This window comes from Megasphaera hominis (assembly GCF_014269395.1).
In the GTDB taxonomy this organism is placed as follows: domain Bacteria; phylum Bacillota; class Negativicutes; order Veillonellales; family Megasphaeraceae; genus Megasphaera; species Megasphaera hominis.
Map to the genome: position 1 here is coordinate 37913 of NZ_JACOGK010000018.1, position 22261 is coordinate 60173.

25 protein-coding genes are annotated in these 22261 nt (G+C 52.2%); 15 read left to right on the forward strand and 10 right to left on the reverse strand.

What is annotated here, in order from left to right; all coding sequences use genetic code 11:
• Window positions 1-114: 114 nt before the first annotated feature.
• The 9 genes from H8J70_RS07145 (at window position 115) to H8J70_RS07185 (ending at window position 8653) form a co-directional block, all read left to right on the forward strand.
• Window positions 115-660, forward strand: coding sequence for a phosphatase PAP2 family protein (locus H8J70_RS07145; protein ID WP_186503177.1), 546 nt, complete (start codon window positions 115-117; stop codon window positions 658-660).
• A gap of 52 nt (window positions 661-712) precedes the next feature.
• Window positions 713-1300 carry a chromate transporter gene (locus H8J70_RS07150; protein WP_186503178.1) on the forward strand — a complete coding sequence of 196 codons (588 nt, stop codon included), beginning with the start codon at window positions 713-715 and terminating at the stop codon, window positions 1298-1300.
• Between the two features lie 14 nt (window positions 1301-1314).
• Window positions 1315-1887, forward strand: a complete 573-nt coding sequence (locus H8J70_RS07155; RefSeq protein ID WP_186503179.1) for a chromate transporter — start codon at window positions 1315-1317, stop codon at window positions 1885-1887.
• An 85-nt stretch (window positions 1888-1972) separates the two neighbouring features.
• Window positions 1973-2215, forward strand: coding sequence for a twin-arginine translocase TatA/TatE family subunit (gene tatA, locus H8J70_RS07160; protein WP_186503180.1), 243 nt, complete (start codon window positions 1973-1975; stop codon window positions 2213-2215).
• Between the two features lie 168 nt (window positions 2216-2383).
• Window positions 2384-4519 carry an ASKHA domain-containing protein gene (locus tag H8J70_RS07165; protein WP_186503181.1) on the forward strand — a complete coding sequence of 712 codons (2136 nt, stop codon included), beginning with the start codon at window positions 2384-2386 and terminating at the stop codon, window positions 4517-4519.
• Between the two features lie 78 nt (window positions 4520-4597).
• Window positions 4598-7039 carry a homocysteine S-methyltransferase family protein gene (locus tag H8J70_RS07170; protein WP_186503182.1) on the forward strand — a complete coding sequence of 814 codons (2442 nt, stop codon included), beginning with the start codon at window positions 4598-4600 and terminating at the stop codon, window positions 7037-7039.
• A gap of 13 nt (window positions 7040-7052) precedes the next feature.
• Window positions 7053-7592, forward strand: coding sequence for a hypothetical protein (locus H8J70_RS07175; RefSeq protein ID WP_186503183.1), 540 nt, complete (start codon window positions 7053-7055; stop codon window positions 7590-7592).
• 127 nt (window positions 7593-7719) lie between these two features.
• Complete coding sequence (locus tag H8J70_RS07180; protein ID WP_186503184.1) at window positions 7720-8061, forward strand: cupin domain-containing protein; 342 nt, start codon at window positions 7720-7722, stop codon at window positions 8059-8061.
• A gap of 193 nt (window positions 8062-8254) precedes the next feature.
• Window positions 8255-8653 carry a C-GCAxxG-C-C family protein gene (locus H8J70_RS07185; protein WP_186503185.1) on the forward strand — a complete coding sequence of 133 codons (399 nt, stop codon included), beginning with the start codon at window positions 8255-8257 and terminating at the stop codon, window positions 8651-8653.
• A 60-nt stretch (window positions 8654-8713) separates the two neighbouring features.
• Here H8J70_RS07185 and H8J70_RS07190 read toward each other — a convergent pair whose 3' ends face one another.
• From H8J70_RS07190 to H8J70_RS07210, 6 genes are read right to left on the reverse strand one after another with little or no spacing between them, the layout of a single operon-like run.
• The gene (locus H8J70_RS07190; RefSeq protein WP_186503186.1) at window positions 8714-10249 is read right to left on the reverse strand and encodes an acyl CoA:acetate/3-ketoacid CoA transferase; all 1536 of its coding nucleotides are present in this window, start codon (window positions 10247-10249) and stop codon (window positions 8714-8716) included.
• A gap of 20 nt (window positions 10250-10269) precedes the next feature.
• The gene (locus H8J70_RS12485) at window positions 10270-10800 is read right to left on the reverse strand and encodes a thiamine pyrophosphate-dependent enzyme (RefSeq protein WP_222433621.1); all 531 of its coding nucleotides are present in this window, start codon (window positions 10798-10800) and stop codon (window positions 10270-10272) included.
• On the reverse strand, window positions 10764-11168 hold the full coding sequence (locus tag H8J70_RS12490; RefSeq protein ID WP_222433622.1) for a thiamine pyrophosphate-dependent enzyme: 405 nt from the start codon (window positions 11166-11168) through the stop codon (window positions 10764-10766). The genes H8J70_RS12485 and H8J70_RS12490 overlap by 37 nt, the downstream gene beginning before the upstream one ends.
• Before the next feature lie 13 nt (window positions 11169-11181).
• Window positions 11182-12363, reverse strand: a complete 1182-nt coding sequence (locus H8J70_RS07200) for a phenylglyoxylate dehydrogenase (RefSeq protein WP_186503187.1) — start codon at window positions 12361-12363, stop codon at window positions 11182-11184.
• Window positions 12356-12631, reverse strand: a complete 276-nt coding sequence (locus H8J70_RS07205) for a 4Fe-4S binding protein (RefSeq protein WP_186503188.1) — start codon at window positions 12629-12631, stop codon at window positions 12356-12358. Before H8J70_RS07205 ends, H8J70_RS07200 begins: the two co-directional genes overlap by 8 nt.
• Window positions 12632-12646: 15 nt before the next feature.
• The gene (locus tag H8J70_RS07210) at window positions 12647-13192 is read right to left on the reverse strand and encodes a 2-oxoacid:acceptor oxidoreductase family protein (protein ID WP_186503189.1); all 546 of its coding nucleotides are present in this window, start codon (window positions 13190-13192) and stop codon (window positions 12647-12649) included.
• A gap of 180 nt (window positions 13193-13372) precedes the next feature.
• Between H8J70_RS07210 and H8J70_RS07215 the strand changes: the two genes are divergently transcribed.
• Both H8J70_RS07215 and H8J70_RS07220 read left to right on the forward strand, forming a co-directional pair.
• Complete coding sequence (locus tag H8J70_RS07215) at window positions 13373-14143, forward strand: IclR family transcriptional regulator (RefSeq protein WP_186503190.1); 771 nt, start codon at window positions 13373-13375, stop codon at window positions 14141-14143.
• A 25-nt stretch (window positions 14144-14168) separates the two neighbouring features.
• Window positions 14169-15170 (forward strand): nucleoid-associated protein, encoded by a 1002-nt coding sequence (locus H8J70_RS07220; RefSeq protein ID WP_186503191.1) that lies wholly within the window; start codon window positions 14169-14171, stop codon window positions 15168-15170.
• A gap of 60 nt (window positions 15171-15230) precedes the next feature.
• Here the strand turns inward: H8J70_RS07220 and H8J70_RS07225 are convergent, their stop codons facing one another.
• From H8J70_RS07225 to H8J70_RS07240, 4 genes are read right to left on the reverse strand one after another with little or no spacing between them, the layout of a single operon-like run.
• The gene (locus H8J70_RS07225; RefSeq protein WP_186503192.1) at window positions 15231-16553 is read right to left on the reverse strand and encodes an AMP-binding protein; all 1323 of its coding nucleotides are present in this window, start codon (window positions 16551-16553) and stop codon (window positions 15231-15233) included.
• Window positions 16550-17713, reverse strand: coding sequence for a thiolase family protein (locus H8J70_RS07230; RefSeq protein ID WP_186503193.1), 1164 nt, complete (start codon window positions 17711-17713; stop codon window positions 16550-16552). Before H8J70_RS07230 ends, H8J70_RS07225 begins: the two co-directional genes overlap by 4 nt.
• A gap of 12 nt (window positions 17714-17725) precedes the next feature.
• Window positions 17726-18277, reverse strand: coding sequence for a biotin transporter BioY (locus tag H8J70_RS07235; RefSeq protein WP_186503194.1), 552 nt, complete (start codon window positions 18275-18277; stop codon window positions 17726-17728).
• Window positions 18267-18830, reverse strand: coding sequence for a hypothetical protein (locus H8J70_RS07240; RefSeq protein WP_186503195.1), 564 nt, complete (start codon window positions 18828-18830; stop codon window positions 18267-18269). The genes H8J70_RS07235 and H8J70_RS07240 overlap by 11 nt, the downstream gene beginning before the upstream one ends.
• Before the next feature lie 223 nt (window positions 18831-19053).
• Between H8J70_RS07240 and H8J70_RS07245 the strand changes: the two genes are divergently transcribed.
• The 4 genes from H8J70_RS07245 (at window position 19054) to H8J70_RS07260 (ending at window position 22005) form a co-directional block, all read left to right on the forward strand.
• Window positions 19054-19671 (forward strand): hypothetical protein, encoded by a 618-nt coding sequence (locus H8J70_RS07245; RefSeq protein WP_186503196.1) that lies wholly within the window; start codon window positions 19054-19056, stop codon window positions 19669-19671.
• 57 nt (window positions 19672-19728) lie between these two features.
• The gene (locus tag H8J70_RS07250) at window positions 19729-20400 is read left to right on the forward strand and encodes a TVP38/TMEM64 family protein (RefSeq protein WP_186503197.1); all 672 of its coding nucleotides are present in this window, start codon (window positions 19729-19731) and stop codon (window positions 20398-20400) included.
• 15 nt (window positions 20401-20415) lie between these two features.
• Entirely contained in the window at window positions 20416-21660 is a 1245-nt protein-coding gene (locus H8J70_RS07255; RefSeq protein ID WP_186503198.1) for a deoxyguanosinetriphosphate triphosphohydrolase family protein, read from the forward strand.
• Window positions 21661-21774: 114 nt separating this feature from the next.
• Window positions 21775-22005, forward strand: a complete 231-nt coding sequence (locus tag H8J70_RS07260; RefSeq protein WP_186503199.1) for a DUF1653 domain-containing protein — start codon at window positions 21775-21777, stop codon at window positions 22003-22005.
• Window positions 22006-22261 lie beyond the last annotated feature (256 nt).

The window sequence follows — 22261 nt, forward strand, 5'->3', positions numbered from 1 at the left end:
TCTCAAAATATATTCAAAATATATGGTAACTAGATTTAACAGATATTTTTAATATATCATATTTCCTGCTATAATGCCTATAGAAACAGAAAAGAAAGTGAGAGGAAGGCTTGTATGGATTGGTTGACACATTTGGATATTAGTACGTTGTATTGGCTGCATCAAAGTGTAGGCAGCACGGTGATGAACCGCTTTATCGTCTCCCTGACGACACTCATCAATTGCCTGTGGTTATGGCTGGCTGTTGGCATTACCGGCCTTTGGCAAAAGCGGAGCCGCTGGCTCGTCGTGACCGTGATCGTCGCCGTAGGCGCGGCTGTCCTTATCGGCGATGGTGCTTTGAAGCATGTGGTTATGCGTACGCGGCCGTGCTTCCTCTTGTCCGATGCGCCGCTCCTCATGCCGCTGCCGTCGCTGCACAGCTATTCCTTCCCGTCGGGACATTCCTTTTTCTTCTTTAGCGGTGCCACTGCTATTTACGGCTGGAATCACCGCCTCGGCCAGGTGGCCTATGGCGTAGCCCTTTTGGTGGCCTTTTCCCGCCTGTATCTGTTCATGCATTTTCCCAGCGATGTCCTGGCCGGCGCCATCCTTGGCATTCTCGTCGGCCGCTGTGCCTATCTGGCTTGTCGTCATGTGCAAAAGAGTATTACAAAATAATGTGTTATGTGTGGTATGATAAGGGTAAGTATATTAAAGGAGGTCTTTCACGATGAGTGAAGAAGAATTTGTCCTCGAACATCCACAGCGGGATGCGCACTTTTTCTGGATCTTATTTAAATCGACATTTATTATCAGCGCATTTACTGTCGGCGGGGGCTACGTCATTATTCCGCTTTTGAAAGCTAAGTATGTAGATGAATACCATTGGATTACCGATAAGGATACGCTCGATATGGTAGCCATCGCCCAGGCCATGCCTGGTGTCGTCGCCTGTAACAGCGCCATTATCCTGGGCTACCGCATGGCCGGTATCTTAGGAACCCTGACCGCCCTCTTGGCGACAGTTCTGCCGCCGCTCATTACGCTGAGCATCATTGCCTACTGCTACGATTTCTTCATCCAGAGCACCATCATCAAGATGATCCTGCGGGGCATGCAATGCGGCGCTACGGCCCTTATCGTCAACGTGGGCATCGACATGCTGGTCAAGCAGTGCAAGCGGAAACAGCTTTTGCCGGCCCTCATCATTATCGCTACCTTCATCGGCAGCGTCGTCTTTGACCTGAACATCATGTATCTTATCCTCATCGATGGAATTATTGGCCTCTTCTTCATGAGAGCAGCCAAGTATAACTAAGGAGGCGGACTACGATGATTTACTTACTTCTCTTTTGGGAATTTTGCAAGGTCGGCGCCTTCTGCGTCGGTGGCGGTTATGCCTCCATGCCGCTCATTCAGGCCAGTGTCGTCGATACGTATCATTGGCTGAGCATGAGTGAATTCGTTAATATCTTTACTATTTCTCAGATGACACCGGGCCCAATCGGCATCAACGCGGCAACCTTTGTGGGAACGAAAATTGCCGGTGTTGGCGGGGCTATTGCTGCGACAGTGGGCTTTGTGACGCCGTCGTTCTTCTTGGGCATTATCTTGGCCTATGTATTCCTTAAATACGGCAACATCGGCCCCATCCGCGGTGCCCTCAATGGCCTGCGTCCGGCCGTCGTTTCCCTAATCTGTGCGGCCAGCCTGAGCTTCATTTGGCTCGCTATCTGGAATGTCGACGATATCCCGACGGACTGGAGCACGTACAGCCTGGCAGCCGTCTTTATCCTGGCAGGTTCTGTCTTCTGCCTGCGCCGCAAGGTCGGCGTCATTACGGTCCTCGTCGGTTCCGGTGTGGCCGGTCTGGCTCTGGGGCTCTTAGGTCTCCTGCCTGTATAAAGCGTGTAAAGAATAGTCTTTCTGCTTGACAGCCGCTTTGCTCTAAGGAGTATACTAGAGGAAACGGCAAAAGGAGGAATAGATCATGCATTTGGGAGCACAGGAATTAATCCTGATTTTAGTCATCGTACTGGTTCTCTTCGGCGGTAAGAAAGTAGCCGGCTTGGGCAAGGCCTTGGGAACGAGCATGCGCGAATTCAAGGAAGAAGTAAATAAGGATGAACAGCCTGCCGATACAACCGTTCAGGCTGCGGCAAAGACGGAAGAAACACCGGCTGCTAAGGCACCGGAAACCGTTACGGCAGGAGCAGATAAAAAAGAAAACTAACCGTTTATACATAAAACCCTGCAGCAAGGGCCCCGTGTTATTCCTTACGGATAACGCGGGGCCCTTTTGCCATCGCTGCAGGCGATAGATATAGTCTTGTCTCGGTGCTTGTTTCAGTATATGATAGATATATTATAGACGCCAAAAAGAGGCAAAGGGGGCCATTCCATGGACATACGAATTATTAACGGCAAGCCTGTTGCACCAGATATAGAAGCCGTGCTGCGCGCGTTGGGCTGTCATCGAGGTACGCCGGGCTGGGAAAAGACAGCGGCTGCCTGCCGGGAACTTGTGCCTCCTTTGCGGCGCCTCGTACGGCCTAAGGCAGCCTTTACCCTGGCAGAGCAAGACGGCAGACCCTGCATTTTTGTACTGCTTACACTAGGGGCTGCTGTGTGCCGCAGGCAGACGCAGCTTAGTGAAAGCGGTGACACGGCGGCGGCCCTCTTACTGGGCGCCTTGGCTGATCAGTGTCTCTTTGCCTTTGAAAAAGAGCTGCAGCCTGTTTTGCGCGCCTTTTGTCAGGAACAGCAGTGCGGTATAGCGGCACGCCACGAAGCCGGTGTCGACGTACCTCTGGCTGTACAGCGCACAGCCTGGGAACTGCTCGATGCCAAGCGGACCCTGGGCCTTTCTATTACGCCGGAGGCCATGCTGATTCCGGAAAAAACGCTCTGCCTGATCTTTGCCGTCAGCTCTGACCCGTCACAATGGCATGCAGACCATGATTGCCGGCAGTGTCCTAAGACGGGGTGCCCCCAGCGTCATTCGGACGTTGCAGCAGAGGACGGACAACGCGTCATCTGTCCGCCCGGACCGCTCCTGGACAGCCTCATGGCACAGGGACTGGCTGTGAATGCCCTGTGCGGCGGCAAAGGTCTGTGCGGCCGCTGCCGCGTGCGGCTCTGCCAGGGGCAGCTGGCCGTGACGGACGCCGATGGGCAACTATTTACGGCGGCAGAACTCGCTTCCGGTTGGCGTCTGGCCTGTACAGCTTGGGCCGAGGCGCCGGTCACGGTCTTTGTACCGTCTGTTGCTAAGGAAGTCATGCAGACCGCAGGGGCAGAGGCTGTTGCCGTGACGGCAGCAGTCCGAGGCCCCTATGGCGTAGCTATCGATATGGGCTCGACCACCTTGGCTGCGGCCCTCGTCTCCTTAGAGACAGGAATCATCGTCGCCACGGCGGCCTGCAGCAACGGCCAGCGTCGCTTTGGTGCCGATGTGGTGAGCCGCATCCAGGCCGCCAATGAAGGCCACGGTGCCGCATTGCAACGGCTCAGCCGCGATGGTGTGCAGGCCCTCCTGAGGGAGCTTTTGGAGAAATACCCGGCCGCCTGTGGCGCCGTAGAAAAAATCACTCTGGCCGGCAATACGACGATGGAGCACCTCTTCATGGGCTGGTCCTGTGCGGGCCTCGGCAGCTGGCCCTTCCGGCCTGTTTCCTTAGGCGGAGAGACTTACGCCGCAGCAGACCTTCTGGGGGCGCAGCCGGCCTGTACGGCGACCTGTACGCTCTCGCTCTTGCCGGGCCTTAGCACTTACGTCGGCGCCGACATCGCCGCCGGCCTCGTCGCTCAGGACCTGGATCGCACAAACGCGTTGACATTCTTCCTCGACTTGGGCACCAATGGTGAAATGGCCTTAGGCCGGGCCGGCCGGCTGCTTACGGCTTCTACTGCTGCCGGGCCGGCCCTTGAAGGCGGTCATCTGCGCTGGGGCATGAGCAGCGTTGCCGGTGCCATCAGCCATGTGCAGCTGGCCGGTAAGCAGCCAGTCGTAGAAACAATTGACGGTGCGCCTGCCCAAGGACTGTGTGGCACAGGGATTATTGAAGCCATGGCAGCCCTGGTCGAAGCAGGGCTTGTCGACCGGCATGGCACGTTACAGGAAGCGTATTTTGCTACAGGTTTTCCCTTGGCTGTGACTCCAGCAGGAGAGACGATCGCCCTCACACAGGCGGATATACGGGAAATACAAATGGCAAAAGGAGCCATCCGGGCCGGCATAGAAACGCTGCTCGCGTCGTCCGGTACGCCGGCAGAGGCTGTAGAAACGGTATACCTGGCCGGCGGTTTCGGCTGTTATCTGAACGCAGCCAAAGCAGCGGCTATCGGTCTCATTCCGCAGGTTTGGGCAGAAAAAGCCTGTGCGGCCGGCAATACAGCCCTGGCCGGAGCCATACGGAGCCTCGTTGAAGACGAGGCCCTGGTGCGCATGAAAAGCCTGGCCCATGAGGCGGAAGAAATCATCTTGGGTAACGATGAGAAATTTCAAGAACGGTATATCCGCTATATGGAATTTTAGACATAGAGCAGATATAATAAGAACTACCAATATAACAATGGCTGGCACACTGGCTGCCGGCCCGGCAGGGGGAGCAATATGACGAGAGAGGAATTTAAACAGCTTATCAAGAGCGGTATCGTCGTCTTAGACGGTGCAACCGGTACGAATTTACAAAAGGCAGGCATGCCTGTAGGTGTGTGCCCGGAATTATGGATTATGGAACATCCTGACGCGATTCTCACGTTACAGCGCCAGTTTGTAGCAGCCGGCTCACAGATTGTCTACGCACCGACTTTTACTGGGAACCGCATTAAGCTGGCCGAATATGGCCTGGCGGACAGACTGACAGAAATCAACACGCGTCTCGTACAGCTCGCAAAAGAAGCCGCCGGCGATCATGCCTACGTGGCCGGTGATATGACCATGACGGGCCAGCAGCTTTATCCTATGGGCGACCTGACCTTTGAAGAATTAGTCGGCGTCTACAAGGAACAGGCCCGCGTCTTATGGGAAGCCGGTGTCGATGTCTTTGTCGTAGAAACGATGATGAGCTTGCAGGAAACGCGGGCGGCTCTCCTGGCGATTCGCGAAACGTGCGATCTGCCTATTATGGTAACGCTGACCTTTGAAGCCGACGGGCACACCCTTTACGGCACGCCGCCGGAAGTGGCCGTCGTGGTCCTGCAGGAAATGGGTGCCGACGCGATTGGCATGAACTGCTCGACCGGTCCGGCCGACATGGTGGAGGCAGTTAAAGCCATGTATGAATATGCCACCGTGCCGATCATTGCTAAGCCAAACGCAGGGCTGCCGGAAGTAGAAAACGGCCAGACCGTCTATCGCACGACGCCAGAAGAATTTGCCCGGGACGCAGAACTCCTCATCGCTGCCGGTGCCCGCATTGTCGGTGGCTGTTGTGGTACGACTGTGGAACATATCCGGGCCCTTAGCGACACGGTCCGTAGGCTCACACCACAGCCTATTGGAACAACGAAAAAGCGGGTTCTCACGTCAGAACAAAAGCTCGTCACGATTCCTTTAGACGGTCCCTTCCAGGTCATTGGCGAACGCATCAACCCGACGGGGAAGAAGGCCCTCCAGGCAGAATTGCGCAGTGGCAGCCTGGCTATGGTGCGCGCCTTTGCACGGCAGCAGGAAAAGGACGGTGCTGCCGTTCTCGACATCAACATGGGGACTAACGGCATTGACGAAAAGGAAATGATGATCAAGGCAATCTACGAAGTTGGCAGCGTTTCTTCGTTGCCGCTTTGCATCGATTCGAGCTATCCCGAAGTTATCGAAGCGGCCCTGCGTATCTATCCCGGCCGGGCTCTGATCAATTCCATTTCCCTCGAATCGTCTAAAGTCGACCGCCTCCTTCAGGCAGCCAAGAAATATGGCGCCATGTTTATTCTCCTGCCCTTGTCGGATGCAGGACTGCCCAAGTCCGTAGAGGAAAAGCACGCTGTACTTCGGCAGATCCTGGCCAAAGCACAGGCAGCAGGACTTACCAAAGAAGATATCCTCGTCGACGGCCTTGTCGGCGCTGTCGGTGCCTTGCCTACGGCGGGCCTCGATTGCCTGAGTACCTTCCACTATTGCCACGACGAGCTGGGTGTAGCCACCGTGTGCGGTCTTTCCAATATTTCCTTCGGCCTGCCCGAACGGATCTATGCCAACATGACTTTCCTGGCCATGGCCGTTTCTAGCGGCCTGACCATGGCTATTGCCAACCCCGGCCAGGACCTGCTCATGAACGCTGCCGCTGCGGCTAACCTGCTCATGAACCGGCCCGGCAGTGACATGCAATACATTAACCGCATGCAGTATTTTGCCCAAAAGGAAGAAACCCGCACGGCTACAGAAAAACCGGAAAAAACGCAGAAAACAACGACCGTCACGACCGGTACTACGCCACAGAATCCTGTCTATCAGGCCGTCCTTGAAGGGGAAAAGGAACTCATTACGGCCTACGCTAAGGCGGAAGTAGAAAAGGGCAGGGCGCCGGAAGCGGTTATCAACGACCTCCTCATCCCGGCCATCACCCAGGTAGGCCAGCTCTATAACGACCAGGTCTATTTCCTGCCCCAGCTCATTGCCAGTGCCAACGCTATGGAAACAGCCATTCATTATTTGGAACCACAAATCAAGAAGAGCGGTGACGAAAAGCAGCTGCCCGCTATCGTCGTTGCAACTGTCGAAGGCGACGTCCACGATATAGGCAAGAACCTCGTAGCCCTCATGTTGCGCAATTACGGCTATGACGTCATCGACCTGGGCAAGGACGTACCGGCTCAGGTGATCATCGACAAGGCTATCGACACCGGTGCGGCTATCGTCGGTTTGTCGGCGCTCATGACGACGACCATGATGCACATGAAGGATGTCATTGCCGAAGCGGCCAAACGTCACTACACGGGCAAGATTATCATTGGCGGCGCTGCCGTGACGCCGAGCTTTGCGACGGAAATCGGCGCCGACGGCTATTCAAGTGATGCCGCCGACTGTGTACGCCTCGTAGGCAGTCTCTTAGCATAGAAAGGAGAAAAAAATGAAAAAACAATTGGTAAAACAGTCTTTGCTTACCACCGTTGCTGCTTGTATCTTTGCCGGCGCAGCCTTTGCCGCTGCACCGGCTCCTGATGCGGGTACGTCCTGGGCGGGCATGCCCAACCCCATCATAACCTATGATACGTATGACCAGGCCCGTCAGGTCGTAGGCTTTGCGCCGTTATACCTGACCCGCGATTCGGGCTATAGCTGCAACTATATTTCTGTTATTTCCAAAAACCTGGCCGATCTGGGCTTCCAGAAGCTGGGCAGTACAGCTAATGTACGCGTGCGGACACTCCTGCGTGCTAAAGACCAGGGAACTCACGGCAATATTAGCGGCGTCTATGGTGCTGAATGGAAAAAGGAAACGATCCACGGCCAGACCGTTTATACGGCACGTCTGAATACGAACGAATACGCAGCGTACTGGCAGAACGATACGTACCTCTTTTCTGTCCAGGCCGAAGGCATTACCTATGCCGATTTCCAAAATCTTTTGGAAAACAGCCTCATCGATGATACCCTGCATTATTTCTAAAAGACCTATGTCTAAAAGGAACTATATACCTATACCCCTATACATATAGGCATCACGCAAGAGGTAGAAAGTATACCTTTTCCGTGTTACAATAAAACTGAAAGAAAAGAAAAAAGGAGTGATTCCAATGATTCGCAAAGAAAACAGAGTAGCCGTAGAAGGCTTAGCAGGCGGGAAAGGTCCTGCCACGGTTTGTCACATTTTATCGAAAGAAGAACTCATGGGCCATGGCCGCATGTATGCCAAGGTAATTCTTCCGCCCGGCTCCTATTTGGGCTTCCACCAGCACATCCATGAAACGGAACCGTACTATATCCTTTCCGGTACAGGCGAATTCACGGACAACGACGGCTCCGTTACGCAGGTAACTGCCGGGGACTGCTGTCTCATTGAACCGGGCCAGTCACACAGCATTGCCAATCACAGCGACGAAGACCTGGTTTTCATGGCCCTCATTTATAACGATTAAGATACGTCGTTTCGTATAGGCCTAAAAACAAAGACCCTGCTGTTACAGTGGAATGGTATGACATAAAGGGAGTGATCATATGACACAGCTTTTTGGAACTATCATTGCAGCATTGGTTACGTTTACACTGTATATGTTATATATTAAATTTGTGCAACATTAGTGAGAAATATAAGGAAGGTGAATATATTTTATGGGAAAATACCTTGAGCAGGCCAAAGCACTGCGTAATGACGAAACGGTTCATTACAACTGTGCCCAGGCTGTGACCTGTGCGTTTTCAGAGGCCACAGGCCTTAGCCGCGAATGGTCTCAAAAGGTAGCTGCTAATTTTGGCAGTGGTATGAAACGTGGTGGCACTTGCGGTGCCATTACGGGCGGTTTAATGGTCTTAGGCTTACTTGGGAAGGACGATGGTCCCACTGTAGCTGCCTATCACAAGGCATTCCGCGACAACCACCAGGGCTGCCTGGAATGTGCCGATTTATTGCGAATCAACCAGAAACAGGGGTGTGAGAAAAAATGCCACTGTGACGGCATGGTATATGAAGCGGTAGAACGTATTGAATCGTTATTGGAAGAAAAAGAATAAGAAGTAAAAAAAGCTGTTCCCTTCTGATCGAAATATAATCAGAAGGGAACAGCTTTTTTGTTAGGTAAAGAGTGCTGTATCCATCGTAAGCAGCGGTTCTGCTAGGCGCGGACGGAAATCCATTTGGGCCAGTACATCCTCTTCCAGACGGATACCCGGAGCGATTTCCGTAAGGACGAGGCCATCCGCCGTAAGCCGGAAGACCGCCCGCTCGGTGACGATTAACACGTCCTGACCGGTTTCTACGGCATAGGCAGCAGAAAAGGTGATTTGCTCAACAGTCTGCTTGAATTTCTTATAGGCACCCTCATGCACTATGTGGAGTTTTCCCTGACTGATTTCTTCTTTCAGGCCACCGGCTGTAAAAGTGCCCATAAAAATGAGGCGCTTCGTGTTTTGGGCAATATCGATAAAGCCTCCCGGACCGGTTACGTGACCGTTAAATTTGGAAACGTTAATATTTCCCAGCCTGTCGATTTCAGCCAGACCCAGTACGGCCAGATCGAGACAGCCGCCGTCATACAGATCGAGCATATCGGCAGTCTTGCAAATGGCTTCTGGGTTAAGGGCGGCACCCATATCGGTTCCGGTCAGGGGAACCCCGCCGAGGACACCTGATTCTACAGAAAAGGTAAGGCCGTCAGCTAACCCCTTTTCCGCAGCCGCGGCGGCTACGCCCTGAGGCATACCGATTCCCAGATTGATCAAGGCTTGTGGCTGTAGCTCCTGTACGGCCCGGCTGGCACATACCTTGCGGGCATCGAGGGGCAGCGGCTGCAGGGCCGTTAAGGGCGTGCGTATGGCACCGGTCAGTTCAGGCAAAAAGTCCGGCCGCGCCAGGCTCTGACAGTGATAGGCCGGTGGTGCCTGTACGACATAATCGACGAGCATACGCGGTACGACAATGCGGCGGGCATCAAAAGAGCGGCGCTCTACGATGCCCTCTACCTGGGCGATAACGATGCCTTTTGAGGCGTGGGCCGCTGCAGCCAGTTCGAACTGGTCGGCGATGAGGGATTCTTTATCCATGAGGATATTTCCGTCTTCATCGGCATAGGTACCACGGATAAAACAGACCTGAATAGGCAGGGACGGATAGTAGAGGTATTCCTTGCCGTCTACTTCGACGAGCCGGACCAATTCGTTACCCTCTGTCTGCGTCCGCAAATTGACCTTACCACCTTCCAGGCGGGGATCAATAAAGGTCATAAGTCCCGTACGCGTCCAGACGCCGGGCTGGTGGGCCGCCTGAGCCCGGAACAGCTTGAGCAAGGTGCCTAATGGAATCATATAGGCCAGGCATTTTTCTTCGTGAATATAGCGGGATAAGGCCGGTTCCAAGCCTGTATGCGACGTGATAATCGTGCTGATGAGGCCGTCTGCAGCCAGCCTGTCTGCACCACGCCCTTTTTTATCGCTATCACCGATACTTTTGATATAGGTGAGACCCTGGGGGGAGCCTGTACGGTCAAAATGATCGCGCAGGGCTTTGAGCAGAAAATCAGGCAAACCGGCGCCGACAAAGCCGCTATGGGCAAAGGTAGCATGATCGTGAATCAAGGATACCGCTTCGTCTGCAGAGATGAATGTTGTCATAACACACGTCCTTTCCGGTCTTAGTCCGCCAGCTTCTGCAAGATCGCATAGCGGTGTTGGACCATGACTTGTATTTCTTCCAGGACCTGTGGCGAAAGTCCTTTAAATTTGCCGATTCCCTGTACAAACTCTGCTATGGGTAAGGGCTTTGGATTCGCTGTGAGGGTCAGCTTTCCGGAACTCATTTCCCAAAGGGGAAAGAGGTTGCTTTGTACGGCTTTGCGGGCAATTTCAATGCTTTGACTGCTGTTGAAGGACCAGCCTGTAGGACAAGGAGAAAATACATGGATATAGGCAAATCCTTTTTTACTGGCTGCCAGCCCCTTTTCTACCTTTTCTATAAAGTCCTTCATATGGCTCGGAGAAGCGGTGGCACAATATTCTATACCGTGCATGGCCATGATGAGGGGGACGTATTTTTGCTGCTGCTGTTTTCCTTGCAAAACTGTGCCGGCAGGAGTCGTAGAAGTCTTAGAACCCCGTGTCGTCGTAGAGCTGCGCTGGTAGCCTGTATTCATGTAGCCTTCATTGTCGTAACAAAGGTAGAGCATTTTTCCCCTCTTTCAGCAGCCGCTGACAAACTCTGGAAACCACAATCGGCTGTGGCACCGTCACCGGCCAGGGCAACCAGGTTGACGTCGGGGCGGCCTTTTTTTCCATATATGCGGGATAAACCGCTTAAAAAGGCGGCTGTATTATCTAAGAGCGTAATGTGAACCGGGGTTTTTTGGCCGTTGGCATAGTTCCAGCCAACGACGCCGGCTCCGGCCATGCAGCCAGGCGGAATGGCAAAAATAGAATTAGGTCCTGCTACCTGCAGGACACGGCGCAAAATGAGTTCGGCACCACAGCCCTGACAGGCAGAAATGCCGGGGGAAACGAGGTCAGGTGATTTTTTCAGGGTATCTAGATAGCTCATAATATACGACTCCTTAGTCTTTCAAAAGCCAGTGTACAGGATATTCGCGAGGTTCATCTTTGACTTCTTCCAGCTTATCGATGACCTGCCCTAGTTCAGCCAGCGAAATGTCAGCACCACCCAGTCCGCCAATCGTGGAGAAGTGGCTGAAGCGGGCAGATTGGTCAGCCAAGGCAGCTTTTACTTCCATGTGCATGGGGCCTTGGTTCCAGCCAAAGCAGACAGAACGGTCGACGACAGAAAACGCTTTTTTGCCGCGTAACGCAGCGGCAATCTGCCGGGCCGGGAAGGGACGGGTTACGCGCAGGCGGATCAGGCCGGCATGAATACCGTGTTCCCGGGCCAGGTCGACTGCGTCTTTGGCCGTTCCGGACATACCGGCAATGGTGATTAATACGAGGTCTGCATCGTCAGTGCGGTACGCCTCAATCCCACCGCCATATGAGCGGCCAAACTGCTTGCCAAAGGCTGCATCAATTTCTTCTAAAACAGGGAGTACGCGGGTCATAGCTTCGAGATGATCCTTACGATATTTCATAAGTATCGGGCCGGCTGTCAGGGGATCGAGGGAAAGGGGGTGGTCCGGATTGAGCAGAGCCGGTAAGGACATACGGGGGTCTGGCAAAAAGGCATCTACTTCTGCCTGATCCGGCAGCCAGACGCCTTCGGTCAGGTGGGAACTGTAAAACCCGTCAAAACAGACATTGACCGGAATCCGGATACGGGGATCTTCAGCCAGACGATAGGCCTCAATGATCATATCGACGATTTCCTGATTACTTTCACAGAAAATTTGAATCCATCCGGCTTCGCGGACACTCATGGCATCCTGCTGGCCGCTCCATACGGTTTCCGGGGAGGTCATTTTCCGTGTAGCCAAGGCCATGACCATGGGCAGCCGCAGGGTAGACATGCGGAAGTACGGTTCATACATTAACGCCAGGCCTTGTGCTGCCGTTGCCGTAAATACGCGGCCACCGCCGGCAGCGGCGCCCTGAACGGCACTCATGGCAGAATGCTCACATTCTACCTGAATCATTTCCGCGTCTAATTCCCCGTTATATACCTTTTCGGATAACCGTTCGACAATCGAAGACTGCGGTGTAATCGGATAAGCAGCAATGACTTCCGGACGGCACAGGGCAGCTGCTTCGGCGGCTGCATAATTCCCCGTTAGGACAACTTGTTTAGCCATTTGCTTTCACACTCCCTTCAAGCTGCATAGAAATGGCTTCTTTGGGACATTCGTGGGCACAAATACCACAACCCTTGCAGTAGTCGTAGGTAATCGTGTAGTCTTTTCCGTCAGCCTGAATCGCATTGACGGGGCAGTAGGAAAAACAAAGTCCACAATGTATGCAGCGGCTCTTATCCATTACAGGACGGTATACCCGCCACGCTGCCGTATCGAGAATATACATGCCTGTATCGCCGACTGGTGTAACATAGGTGCGTTCACTCATGATAATCGTCCTTCCTCAAAACGAACCTGACGTAATAACAAGGGAGGCAGCAGCTGTTTCTGCTGCCTGGCGGTTGGCAGCCCCAAAGGCCGCTTCAATTTCTGAAAAGAGGCTGCCTGCGTCTACGAGCTGCGTAGCAGCGACAAACGCACCGAGCATCGCCGTATTGGGACGATTGCTGCCCAGGAATTTTTCAGAAATACCTGTCGCATCGACAGTCACAATTGTTTTGGCAGCTTTGGGGACGTGCAACTGATCTGCTCTTTTCTTTGTATTGATAATGATCATGCCGCCCTCTTTTAAGCCTGCATACGTGCCAGTGCTGGTAATCAGCGTGTCATCGAGAATTACTAAGATATCCGGTTCATAGACCTGCATTTTGCGGCGAATCGGCGTATGGGAGAGGCGTAAATAACCGAACACAGGCGAGCCCTTGCGTTCTACGCCAAAGGCAGGGATAGATTGCCCATACAAACCGCCGGCAACCGCTGCTTTAACCACGAGCTGCGACGCCTTTACAACCCCTTGGCCACCACGGCCATGTAAGCGTATTTCATACATAGCTATACTCACTCCTTTTCACGAATCGATTTTGTTCATATACAGATACAATTGTATCTGTATATGAACTATTTACTTCATTATAGTAACTGACAAGGGAAAAGTCAATCCTATGAAACGTACGCACCTGTGCCGGCATCCGGGAAATATGGTAAAATAGTGTGCGTGAGGAGTGAGACGATGATCAATGATATAGAGAAGAAGAAATATATATTAAGCTCCGTCGACAATGTATTGAACCTGTTAAACCTGTTTTTTGATTATGAGGAGCTGACTGTTAACGATATGGCCCGGCTTCTTTCCATTAGCCGCAGTACGGCGTTTCGTTTTGCCGTAACCTTGGAAAATAAAGGCTTTTTGGCAAAAACAGATCACGCGTCATACCGGCTGGGTTTAAACTTGTTTTCCCTGGGTATGCTCGCCTATAACCGCATGGAGCTCGTGTCTGTTATCCATCCCCATTTACAGAACTTAGCAGAAGAAAGTGGCGAAACCTGTCACCTGGCCATGCTCGATGATGCCGTACATGTCATGTTTATCGACCGGGCACTTGGCACAAATCAGCTGAAAATGGAAACGGCTCTGGGCTACCGGCAGTATGCACACCTTACGGCAACGGGCAAAGCGATTCTTGCCTATCAATCCGAACAGACTGTAAACCAGTACCTGAAACAGGCTGGGTTTCCTCAGCTGACGCAGCATTCACTGCCGCATGCGGCGGCTTTGCTGCAGGTGCTCGATGCGATCCGGCAGGCGGGATATGCTTGTGATGATGAAGAGGCCGAAGATGGCCTGACGTGCTATGCTGTTCCGTTATTGGACGTAACAGGCCGGTCGTATGGGGCCGTCAGCATTTCCGGACCGACGACACGCATGAAAAAAAATAAAGAATCCCATATACAGCGGCTGCAGACACTGGTAGCCAGCGTGTCTAAGACGTTAATTCCATGAGGAGGAAAGGAAGTACATTCAGACCATGATGATTCATAATGCGATACTCCATATTTTGGATTTTGATACGAATATGTGTATTCTTTCGAAGAAAGAACTGGATTTTTCCAGTGATGTCGTCTATGAATACGTAGATAAACGCGTAAACGGACTGATGAAGGATCCCGGTCAGCAGACAGGCATCTTTTATGCGACCAGCGCCTTGCAGCAGTGGCTGCAACAACTGATTGAAGGGAATCTTTCCTTTACAGATTTTGCCGCTACGGCAGCGAAGAAGCTGTACGATGTGTTGGCGCCTTGTGACAAAAATGAATCTGTCGATTTTTTGGTCGTCGACTTTCAGGATGACGACGATGCCCGGACGCTGGCCCTGATCCTTCTCGATCATAAAACGGCCTACACACACCAGGTTTTGGATGAAGATGGCGAAATCTATAACAAGCTCATCAAGCATTACGCTATATTGCCGGGCTCCAGCCAGAAGACAGAGGCCTATGCCCTGATCCGTCTGACGGACATGTCCATCCGCTTTGTAGACAAGAAGCGGACCTGTAATGGCGAAGAGCTGTATATCCTGCCGGACCGGCTGCTGCAGTGTACAGCACGGATTTCCGGTCGCCAGGCTGTCAAAATGGTCAACAAGATTACTGAAAAGGTAGCCGAAGAACACGGCGGCAGCAGTGTAGAAGCCCTGTCACGGGCCAAATCATTCCTGGCAGATAATGCAGAAACGTCAGAATCCTTTTCGCCTAAAGAATTGGGGCACGCCGTTTTTGCTGATAATCAGGCTATGCAGCAGGAATTTATTCAGGAAGTGGAAGCGGCAAAGCTGCCGGACGACGTGCCGGTACAGCGGGAATTTGCCCAGCGGACAGGGAGAAAACATAAAATTAAGACGGACACGGGCATTGAAATCACCTTTCCGTCGGAATATTTTGATAATACCGATTATATCCAGTTCATTAACAATGATGACGGCACCATTTCCATTGAGTTAAAGAATATCGCCAAAATTGAAAATAAGTAGACCCTTGAAAAAAAGCCCCCGGGAGCAGCGTACTATAACTGGCTCCCAGGGGCTTTTCGCTTATGTAAGGCTTTTTTGTACGAAGCCGGTTAAGGCATTATGGTCTATTTTACCACGGTCGTTAAGGGGTAACGCATCCAGAAAGAGGATGGCTGCCGGCTGTTCTTTTACCGATAATAGGTGGTGTATGGCTTGGCGCACGGCCGCTTGCGAGGCAGCTGCGGTGGTTACGATGCAGGCCGCCCAGTTCTGGCCGCGCAGTCTATCCGATAGCGGCAGGGCAACGGCTTCACGGATTGTTGGCAAGGTTTTTAACTTGCGTTCCAAATAGAGGCAGCTCAGCTTATAGCCGCCCTTATTGATCCAGCTTTGTTTGCGTCCCGTAAAGAATAAGTCCCCCTTTTCTGTCAGGCAGCCTGTATCTTCCAGCGTATAGGGAACGCTGATGCCGCTCACATGGTACGGCGAATTCACGTAGATACAGCCGTCTTTGACAAAGAGACTGACGCCGGGAAAGGGCTTGCCCATATTTTGCGGATCTGTGGCGGAACCGTCGTAAATACGGTACGTAATGTAATTAAGCTCCGTCGCGCCGTAGTAGGCAATGATTTCTGCCTGCGGGAAATAGTGATGCAGCGTGCGGTAAAGAGACTGCGAAAGGAGCTGGGAGCCCGTAAAAATACAGCGCACAAGCGGTAAGGGTGCCGTGAGTACGCGGCTCAACAATTGCAACTTTGTCGGTACAAGGTACATGGCCGTTACGTCATACTCCTGCATGAGGCGGACCCACGTCCTGCTATACAGGGTATCACAGGCGATGAGTGTGGCACCGGCGTAAAGGATGCTGAGCCAGACGTTCAAATTGCCTGTAAAACTCAGATTACCCTGTAAAAAAAGGCGGGTCTCCCGGCCAATATGAAAAATTTCGTTTTGTACAGGGAAGAAATCCGCCCAGCTGGCCCAGGTCCGGTACAAGACCTTAGGCAGTCCCGTCGAGCCGGAACTGAGTACGCCAAGGCAATCGTCCGTAGAAGGATGCGCCTCAGTGTACGGAAAAGTCTGGCAACTCAGTTTGTCGTGCCACGTGACCAGGCCTTGCAGCTGATACTGCGCGGCTAAGTGCAGGCAGTCGTCGTGACTGAGCTCGTGATGGAGAAGAACGGGACGGCAGCCTTTCTTTTGCAGGGCAAAAAAGAGTACGGCCTGCTGCCACAGGCCGGCGCCGGATATGAGAACCGTTCCAGATAGCTCCGGCAGAGCAGCTGCTAAGGTATCTGTTGCGGCCAGTGTGCCTGCATAGGTATAGGCATGGTTATCGATTTGTAAAAACAACTTGCCGCCCAGCCGGGCAGCCTGTTGTACTAGGAGATCGTAGTAATTCATGGGCAGGCCTCCAGCAGTAATGCTTCCCCAGTACCGCCGGCGCCGGCAATGGCTGCGAGGCCGTAGCGTCCGTGTACTGCTGCCAGGGAGTGCAAGGCGTGCAGCACGAGAACCGCACCGGATGCACCGTACGGGTGGCCGTAGGCCAGGGCCCCGCCAAACCGGTTGTAGCGGTCCAGCACCTGAGGCTGGGAACGGGCGAAGAGGACGTCGATGACAGCAAAGGCTTCGTTAAATTCGATAGCATCCAGGTCGTCGTAGGCAAGACCTGTTTCCTGTAGCAGTATATCTGCCGTCTTTTGGGCTGCCCGCGGGCTTTCGCCAGGATCGCCTGTGCCACCTGTGACGTAGAGCAGCTTGGCAGCCGGTGTATAGCCGGATTGTTGCAAAAAGCGGCCGGAACAGAGAACGACGAAGGCCGCGCCGTCATTCAAGGGACAGACATTACCGGCTGTAGTCACTGTGCCGGGCCCCAGGAGGCGTGGCATGCGGGCCAGAAGGCGGCTGCTTAAACGAGGGTGAATACTTTCGTCGTTCCTTTGGCCGTCAATGGGGACAATACAGTCCCTGAGACTGCCGGCTTTCCGGGCGGCCGTTGCCTTTTGATGACTCCTGAGGGCCCAGGCATCTAGCTCGTCCCGGCTGATGCCGGCCAGGTGCGCTGTTCGTTCGGCCCCTTCAAGCATGGCCTTTTGGGACAATGTGTCCGGTGAAAATTGAGCCGTTTCATACCGGCCATTTGGCAGCCGGTTGTAGCGGTCGTCCTTTGGGTCATATTGCCGCACAGGCTGCAGAGAGGCGCTTTCCATGCCGCCGGCGAGATACACATCGCCCAGGCCTGCACGGATGCGGGACCAGGCGAAATCTATCGCAGCGGCACCAGAGGCACACTGCATATCGACAGTGCATGCCATAGGGGCAGAAAGGCCTGCATAGAGGGCCATGAGACGTGTCAGATTGCCACCCGTACCAGTGGCATTGCCGCCGAAAATACCGTCTAGCTTGGTCAGTTCATAGCGCTGGCAGAGCTCCCGTAGTACGGCAGCGCCGAGATGCTCCGGACGGATGTCTTTGAACTGGCCGTTCTTGGCACCTAAGGGGGTGCGCAGACCACCGAGGATGTATACCTCCTGCGGCGCAGACGAAAAAAACGTTTTCATAGAAACCTCCTCTTAGCGTTGCAGATGGTTGATCTTTACGCCCAAGAAGGCAGCCAGGAGGCACTTGGCAATATCGCCGGGAATAAAGGGGAAAACAGCCATGACACAGGCCTGCCAGAGTGTCACGTGTAAGACGAGAACCATGGAAATGATGCCGCCAATGTAGGTAACAGGAATGCCCAGGATGATGGAGACGAGACTGTAGCGCCAGAAGGACGGCGTGCTACCCTTAAAGAGGCTGACTAAGGGATAGGCCAGGGCGAAGGCAATGATAAAGCCGCCTGTTGGCCCAAATAGTTTGCCAAATCCGGCCGTACCGCCGACAAAGACGGGCAGACCGGCAATGCCCAGGAGAATCCAGACGCAGATGACGATGAACGTCTGGCGTGGCCTGAGCAAAAAGGCTGTCAGATTTAATACTACTGTGAGAGCCGTAATCATGGCCGTCGTAAAAGGCAGGGGAATAGAAATGTAGGCCGACACGCAGCACAGGGTTACGCAAATGGACATCTTTGTTACAGTGCGGATAGAAAGGCCCGCCGGGGCCGTGGCTTCATGCGTCATGTGATTCACCAATTCCTTTCAAGATTGCTTTAAAGCACAAGCGATTCTGGACAAAGCCTGTACACAGAGAACCAGCCAGATAGAGCGAAAGCGTTTCCCCGGACCAAAGGGGCTGGTGGAACCGGATGTCTATGCTGTCCGGTTGTAGTAGTGTTGCCAGGCGATCCAAAAGCAAGAGCCCCGGGACCAGAGGACGGTCGCCGGTGTGGAGTGCATTCGTATCGCCTACGCGGCGGACAAAGTCTGTAATTTCTTCGGCCGAAAAAGAAAGATGCCGTAAAGACGGGACAGCAGGCTGAGCCGCTGCCGGGGCTGCTGCGGCTGCGTGGCAGCCTAAGAGCAGATCCGTTTCCAGCGTACTCACGCGCCGGCCTGTCATATACGTACAGCAGACACGCTCTACATGCTGTTTTTGCTGCCGGATGCACAGGCCGGTTTTTCTTTCTCCGTCAGGCTGTGTGTGCCGCCAGTGTGCCCGCACCAAAAGGGAACCGGCGTAGCGTTCCCCCTTGAGCTGTGCCAGCAGGGCGGCTAAGGCTTCTAGCTCGTTCATGCATGTGTGCTCCTTTACCAGAGGATATAAAGACAGGCATATTATACGTCCTTTTATTTTATAAGTCAACTTTTTTTAATTTAATAAAAGTTGACAATAAGAAAAAACTGATGAAAAGAAGAATAAAAATGATGAGACATAGAAATACTGGTGGCGTTTCTCAGTTGCACCGCGTTTTTTTAGCGTGCTATAATAATAGTAAATATAAGGGAGGACACAGGCTATGGGATTTTTTGAGAAATTGTATGAAGAGGGGCCGCAACGGACGCGAAGTGAAAAGCTATATGATTCGGCCCTGGAAATTATGAATAATACAGAACGACAAAATAAGGAGTTACCGGAAGCGGAACGGCAACGGGTTCTGGCTGGCGAAGCTTGTGATGTTCTCCCCCAGGCCAGCGGGGATTTTGGCCATGACCTGACAAACCCCATTCCTGTTAACGGCGCCATTGGTGAATTTTCCTACTTGTCGCGCTTACGCATGCGCACGACCGGCGGCCGTGTGTTTTTCCATAAGCGGAGAAGCATCGGTACGATTGATGAATTCGAACTGACAAACGTAAGTGGCGCCTTTGCTGACCGGCTGTATGTGGATCCGTGTCACCCCCAGGCGACGGCCTATTATCCGGACAATTATTATTTGGAACGGGAAGCCGTCCAGCCCCGGGGTATTACGACGACGTGCCCCGATTTTCCCCGTAATCTGTATAAATGCATTCAGGATGAAGCCGAAAAATGGCTGCACGTACGGGTAGCTGAAAAAGAAGCACAGCACATTCAGGTAGAACGGGCGCAGGCCTCCTTACGTCAATGGCAGAAAGACCATCCGGAAAAGCCCTAGCAGTGTATTTTATGCAGGGCGTACTGAAAAATTGACGTAGATAAGAAGAGTGTGATCATGATACATGGTTCAAAATTAGATAAAGTGATGAAATTGAGCGTGCTTTTAATCATTATCATTGAATTGGCGGCCGTTCAATATTTCATTCCTGATTTTTACCGGACTCTGTTCCGCCTGACCTTGGATGGCAACGTACAGGGCCTAATCGAATATATCGGTTCTTTTGGCTATGGTGCGATTGCCATTACGACCTTTATGATTGTTATTTGTAACGTAACGGGCTTGCCGTCTATTCCCTTTTTGACGGTCAGCGGCGCAATTTTTGGCCTCATACCAGGGATCTTCCTCTCCTGGGTTGGGGAGGTATTGGGAAATATCCTCGGCTTCATCATCATGCGGACTGTCTTGCGGGATAAGGCTAGGCAGCTTGTAGAACGGAGTCACTTGACGGATAAACTGGATAAATACAGCACCATTAAGACCGTATCCATCGCCAGGGCCATTCCCTATTCTCCTAATCTGGTTATTACAGCTGTAGCGGCCATGAGCTCCATCGGTTTCCGCGATCATCTCATTGCGACGCTGATCGGCAAGGTTCCTTCGGTCCTCGTCGAAGTATGGCTGGGCCATGACCTTCTGAAATTTGGCCAATACGGCGGCCGTGTCATCATTTGGGCAACCCTGATTCTGACAATATATTACGTATACAGACAGTATAAAAAGAAGTAATGAGGGGGCATTGGCGTGAAAAATTCCTTTTTCCCGGTGCGGATGGATGAACAAAATCCGCACTGGCCTATGGCTATTTCCCGCAAGGGAACGTTATATCACAGACCTGATGATTTTCGTACGGAATTTGGCCGCGATTATACCCGTATCATTCATTCTACGGCGTATAGCCGCTTAAAGCATAAGACCCAAGTTTTTTTTACGACTAAGAACGATCACATATGTACACGCATTGAACACGTCAACCAAGTCTCTTCTGTAAGCGGCACGATTGGCCAGTATTTAGGCCTCAATACGGAACTGATCCAGGCTATTGCCAACGCCCATGATTTGGGTCATTCGCCTTTCGGCCACTTAGGCGAACGGGTTTTGAGGGATATCAGTAAGAAGGAATTGGGCGAAATGTTTTGGCATGAACAGCAAGGCCTGCGCGTCGTAGACGATATTGAAACCCTTCTCGATCCGGCCGGGCGTACATCCAATCTCATGCTGACCTATGCAGTGCGCGATGGTATTATTTGTCACTGTGGCGAAGTCCACCAGACTGTTCTTCGGCCGCGGACAGAAGCCATTGCGTTAGAGAGCATCAGCAAGCCGAATCAATGTGAACCGTATACGTGGGAAGGCTGCGTCGTCAAGGTCTCTGATAAAATAGCGTATCTCGGCAGGGATATTGAAGATGCTGTGCGCCTGCGTATCCTAAAAGAAGACGGTAAGCCCTTGAAGGATTTAAAACAGGAACTCAATGGCCATCTGCACGCCCAACTGGAATCGGTGACTAATACGGCCATCATGTATCCCCTTATTACGAATATTTGCAAAGAAAGTACACCGGACAAGGGTCTGGTCCTGTCAAAAGACCATTTGGATCTCATGCGGCGGGTTATGGAATTCAACTATACCTATATTTATCATAATAAACGTCTGGAAGTATACCATGCCTACGCCCGGCTCATCTTGGAATCGATCTATGGCATCCTCAAGGCGTGCTACGCCGGTGCCCAAACCCTGGCGAATGTGGCCGCTTTAGAGGAAGAGTATCCGACGCTGGGCAAACATTTTCTCGAACGGCTGCGCAAGTATTCCGATCTGGGCCGCCGTACAGCCCATGCAGATAAGTTTGGCAACGACTTTGGCAACCGTGTTATTTATACTATTGCTACCTCTGAAAAGGCGTACCGTCAGGCTTGTATCGACTATATTGCCGGCATGACCGATACGTATGCCGAGAAAATATTCGATGAACTGACTACCTTTTGATTACTATTTTTGCTGATTTGTGCTACAATATATATCAACCTGCTGAGTAGACAAGAATTGCCTTGTCTAATGGGGAGCAGAATATATTACAGGTATTTTCAGGAGGATGTACTGATGAGAGAACTGCCAAAAGCAAATGAAATCTGGCTTCATTTTAAAGGAAGCAAATATCAGATTATTACGCTGGCCGAACATACGGAGACAGGCGAAAAGTTTGTCATTTACAAAGCCCTGTCGGGAACGATGAAAACCTATGCCCGTCCGCTTAAAGACTTTATGAGTGAAATAGATAAAGAAAAATATCCCAAAGCAGAACAAGACTATCGCTTTGTGAAAAATGCGTAAGTAAAAACTCCGGCCCGATCCTTGCGGAAATGGCCGGAGTTTTTTGCCGGGAATGTTCCCTGCATGTACCGTTTCCGTCATTGCGTGCGGTGTTATCGTATGGAATGACACCTTTTTCATGGAGCGGCAGAAACAAAAAAAGGGAGTGTGACAAAATGCGAAAGCATTTTGTCCACTTCCTTTTTTTCATGCTCTTTTTCCTTTTTTAGAGAATGACCTTTAAAAAATGGGCGCAAAGCCCCTTTCCCCATAAAGC

What these genes read in the sequence shown, in the direction of transcription:
- H8J70_RS07235 (WP_186503194.1), bottom strand. Translation starts at nt 18,277, where the DNA reads ATGACGCATGAAGCCACGGCCCCGGCGGGCCTTTCTATCCGCACTGTA.
- H8J70_RS07215 (WP_186503190.1), top strand. Translation starts at nt 13,373, where the DNA reads ATGATCAATGATATAGAGAAGAAGAAATATATATTAAGCTCCGTCGAC.
- H8J70_RS07180 (WP_186503184.1), top strand. Translation starts at nt 7,720, where the DNA reads ATGATTCGCAAAGAAAACAGAGTAGCCGTAGAAGGCTTAGCAGGCGGG.
- tatA (WP_186503180.1), top strand. Translation starts at nt 1,973, where the DNA reads ATGCATTTGGGAGCACAGGAATTAATCCTGATTTTAGTCATCGTACTG.
- H8J70_RS07245 (WP_186503196.1), top strand. Translation starts at nt 19,054, where the DNA reads ATGGGATTTTTTGAGAAATTGTATGAAGAGGGGCCGCAACGGACGCGA.
- H8J70_RS07230 (WP_186503193.1), bottom strand. Translation starts at nt 17,713, where the DNA reads ATGAAAACGTTTTTTTCGTCTGCGCCGCAGGAGGTATACATCCTCGGT.
- H8J70_RS07220 (WP_186503191.1), top strand. Translation starts at nt 14,169, where the DNA reads ATGATGATTCATAATGCGATACTCCATATTTTGGATTTTGATACGAAT.
- H8J70_RS07190 (WP_186503186.1), bottom strand. Translation starts at nt 10,249, where the DNA reads ATGACAACATTCATCTCTGCAGACGAAGCGGTATCCTTGATTCACGAT.
- H8J70_RS07185 (WP_186503185.1), top strand. Translation starts at nt 8,255, where the DNA reads ATGGGAAAATACCTTGAGCAGGCCAAAGCACTGCGTAATGACGAAACG.
- H8J70_RS07240 (WP_186503195.1), bottom strand. Translation starts at nt 18,830, where the DNA reads ATGAACGAGCTAGAAGCCTTAGCCGCCCTGCTGGCACAGCTCAAGGGG.
- H8J70_RS07155 (WP_186503179.1), top strand. Translation starts at nt 1,315, where the DNA reads ATGATTTACTTACTTCTCTTTTGGGAATTTTGCAAGGTCGGCGCCTTC.
- H8J70_RS07150 (WP_186503178.1), top strand. Translation starts at nt 713, where the DNA reads ATGAGTGAAGAAGAATTTGTCCTCGAACATCCACAGCGGGATGCGCAC.
- H8J70_RS07200 (WP_186503187.1), bottom strand. Translation starts at nt 12,363, where the DNA reads ATGGCTAAACAAGTTGTCCTAACGGGGAATTATGCAGCCGCCGAAGCA.
- H8J70_RS12490 (WP_222433622.1), bottom strand. Translation starts at nt 11,168, where the DNA reads ATGAGCTATCTAGATACCCTGAAAAAATCACCTGACCTCGTTTCCCCC.
- H8J70_RS07210 (WP_186503189.1), bottom strand. Translation starts at nt 13,192, where the DNA reads ATGTATGAAATACGCTTACATGGCCGTGGTGGCCAAGGGGTTGTAAAG.
- H8J70_RS07260 (WP_186503199.1), top strand. Translation starts at nt 21,775, where the DNA reads ATGAGAGAACTGCCAAAAGCAAATGAAATCTGGCTTCATTTTAAAGGA.
- H8J70_RS07225 (WP_186503192.1), bottom strand. Translation starts at nt 16,553, where the DNA reads ATGAATTACTACGATCTCCTAGTACAACAGGCTGCCCGGCTGGGCGGC.
- H8J70_RS07250 (WP_186503197.1), top strand. Translation starts at nt 19,729, where the DNA reads ATGATACATGGTTCAAAATTAGATAAAGTGATGAAATTGAGCGTGCTT.
- H8J70_RS07145 (WP_186503177.1), top strand. Translation starts at nt 115, where the DNA reads ATGGATTGGTTGACACATTTGGATATTAGTACGTTGTATTGGCTGCAT.
- H8J70_RS07175 (WP_186503183.1), top strand. Translation starts at nt 7,053, where the DNA reads ATGAAAAAACAATTGGTAAAACAGTCTTTGCTTACCACCGTTGCTGCT.
- H8J70_RS07165 (WP_186503181.1), top strand. Translation starts at nt 2,384, where the DNA reads ATGGACATACGAATTATTAACGGCAAGCCTGTTGCACCAGATATAGAA.
- H8J70_RS07170 (WP_186503182.1), top strand. Translation starts at nt 4,598, where the DNA reads ATGACGAGAGAGGAATTTAAACAGCTTATCAAGAGCGGTATCGTCGTC.
- H8J70_RS07205 (WP_186503188.1), bottom strand. Translation starts at nt 12,631, where the DNA reads ATGAGTGAACGCACCTATGTTACACCAGTCGGCGATACAGGCATGTAT.
- H8J70_RS12485 (WP_222433621.1), bottom strand. Translation starts at nt 10,800, where the DNA reads ATGCTCTACCTTTGTTACGACAATGAAGGCTACATGAATACAGGCTAC.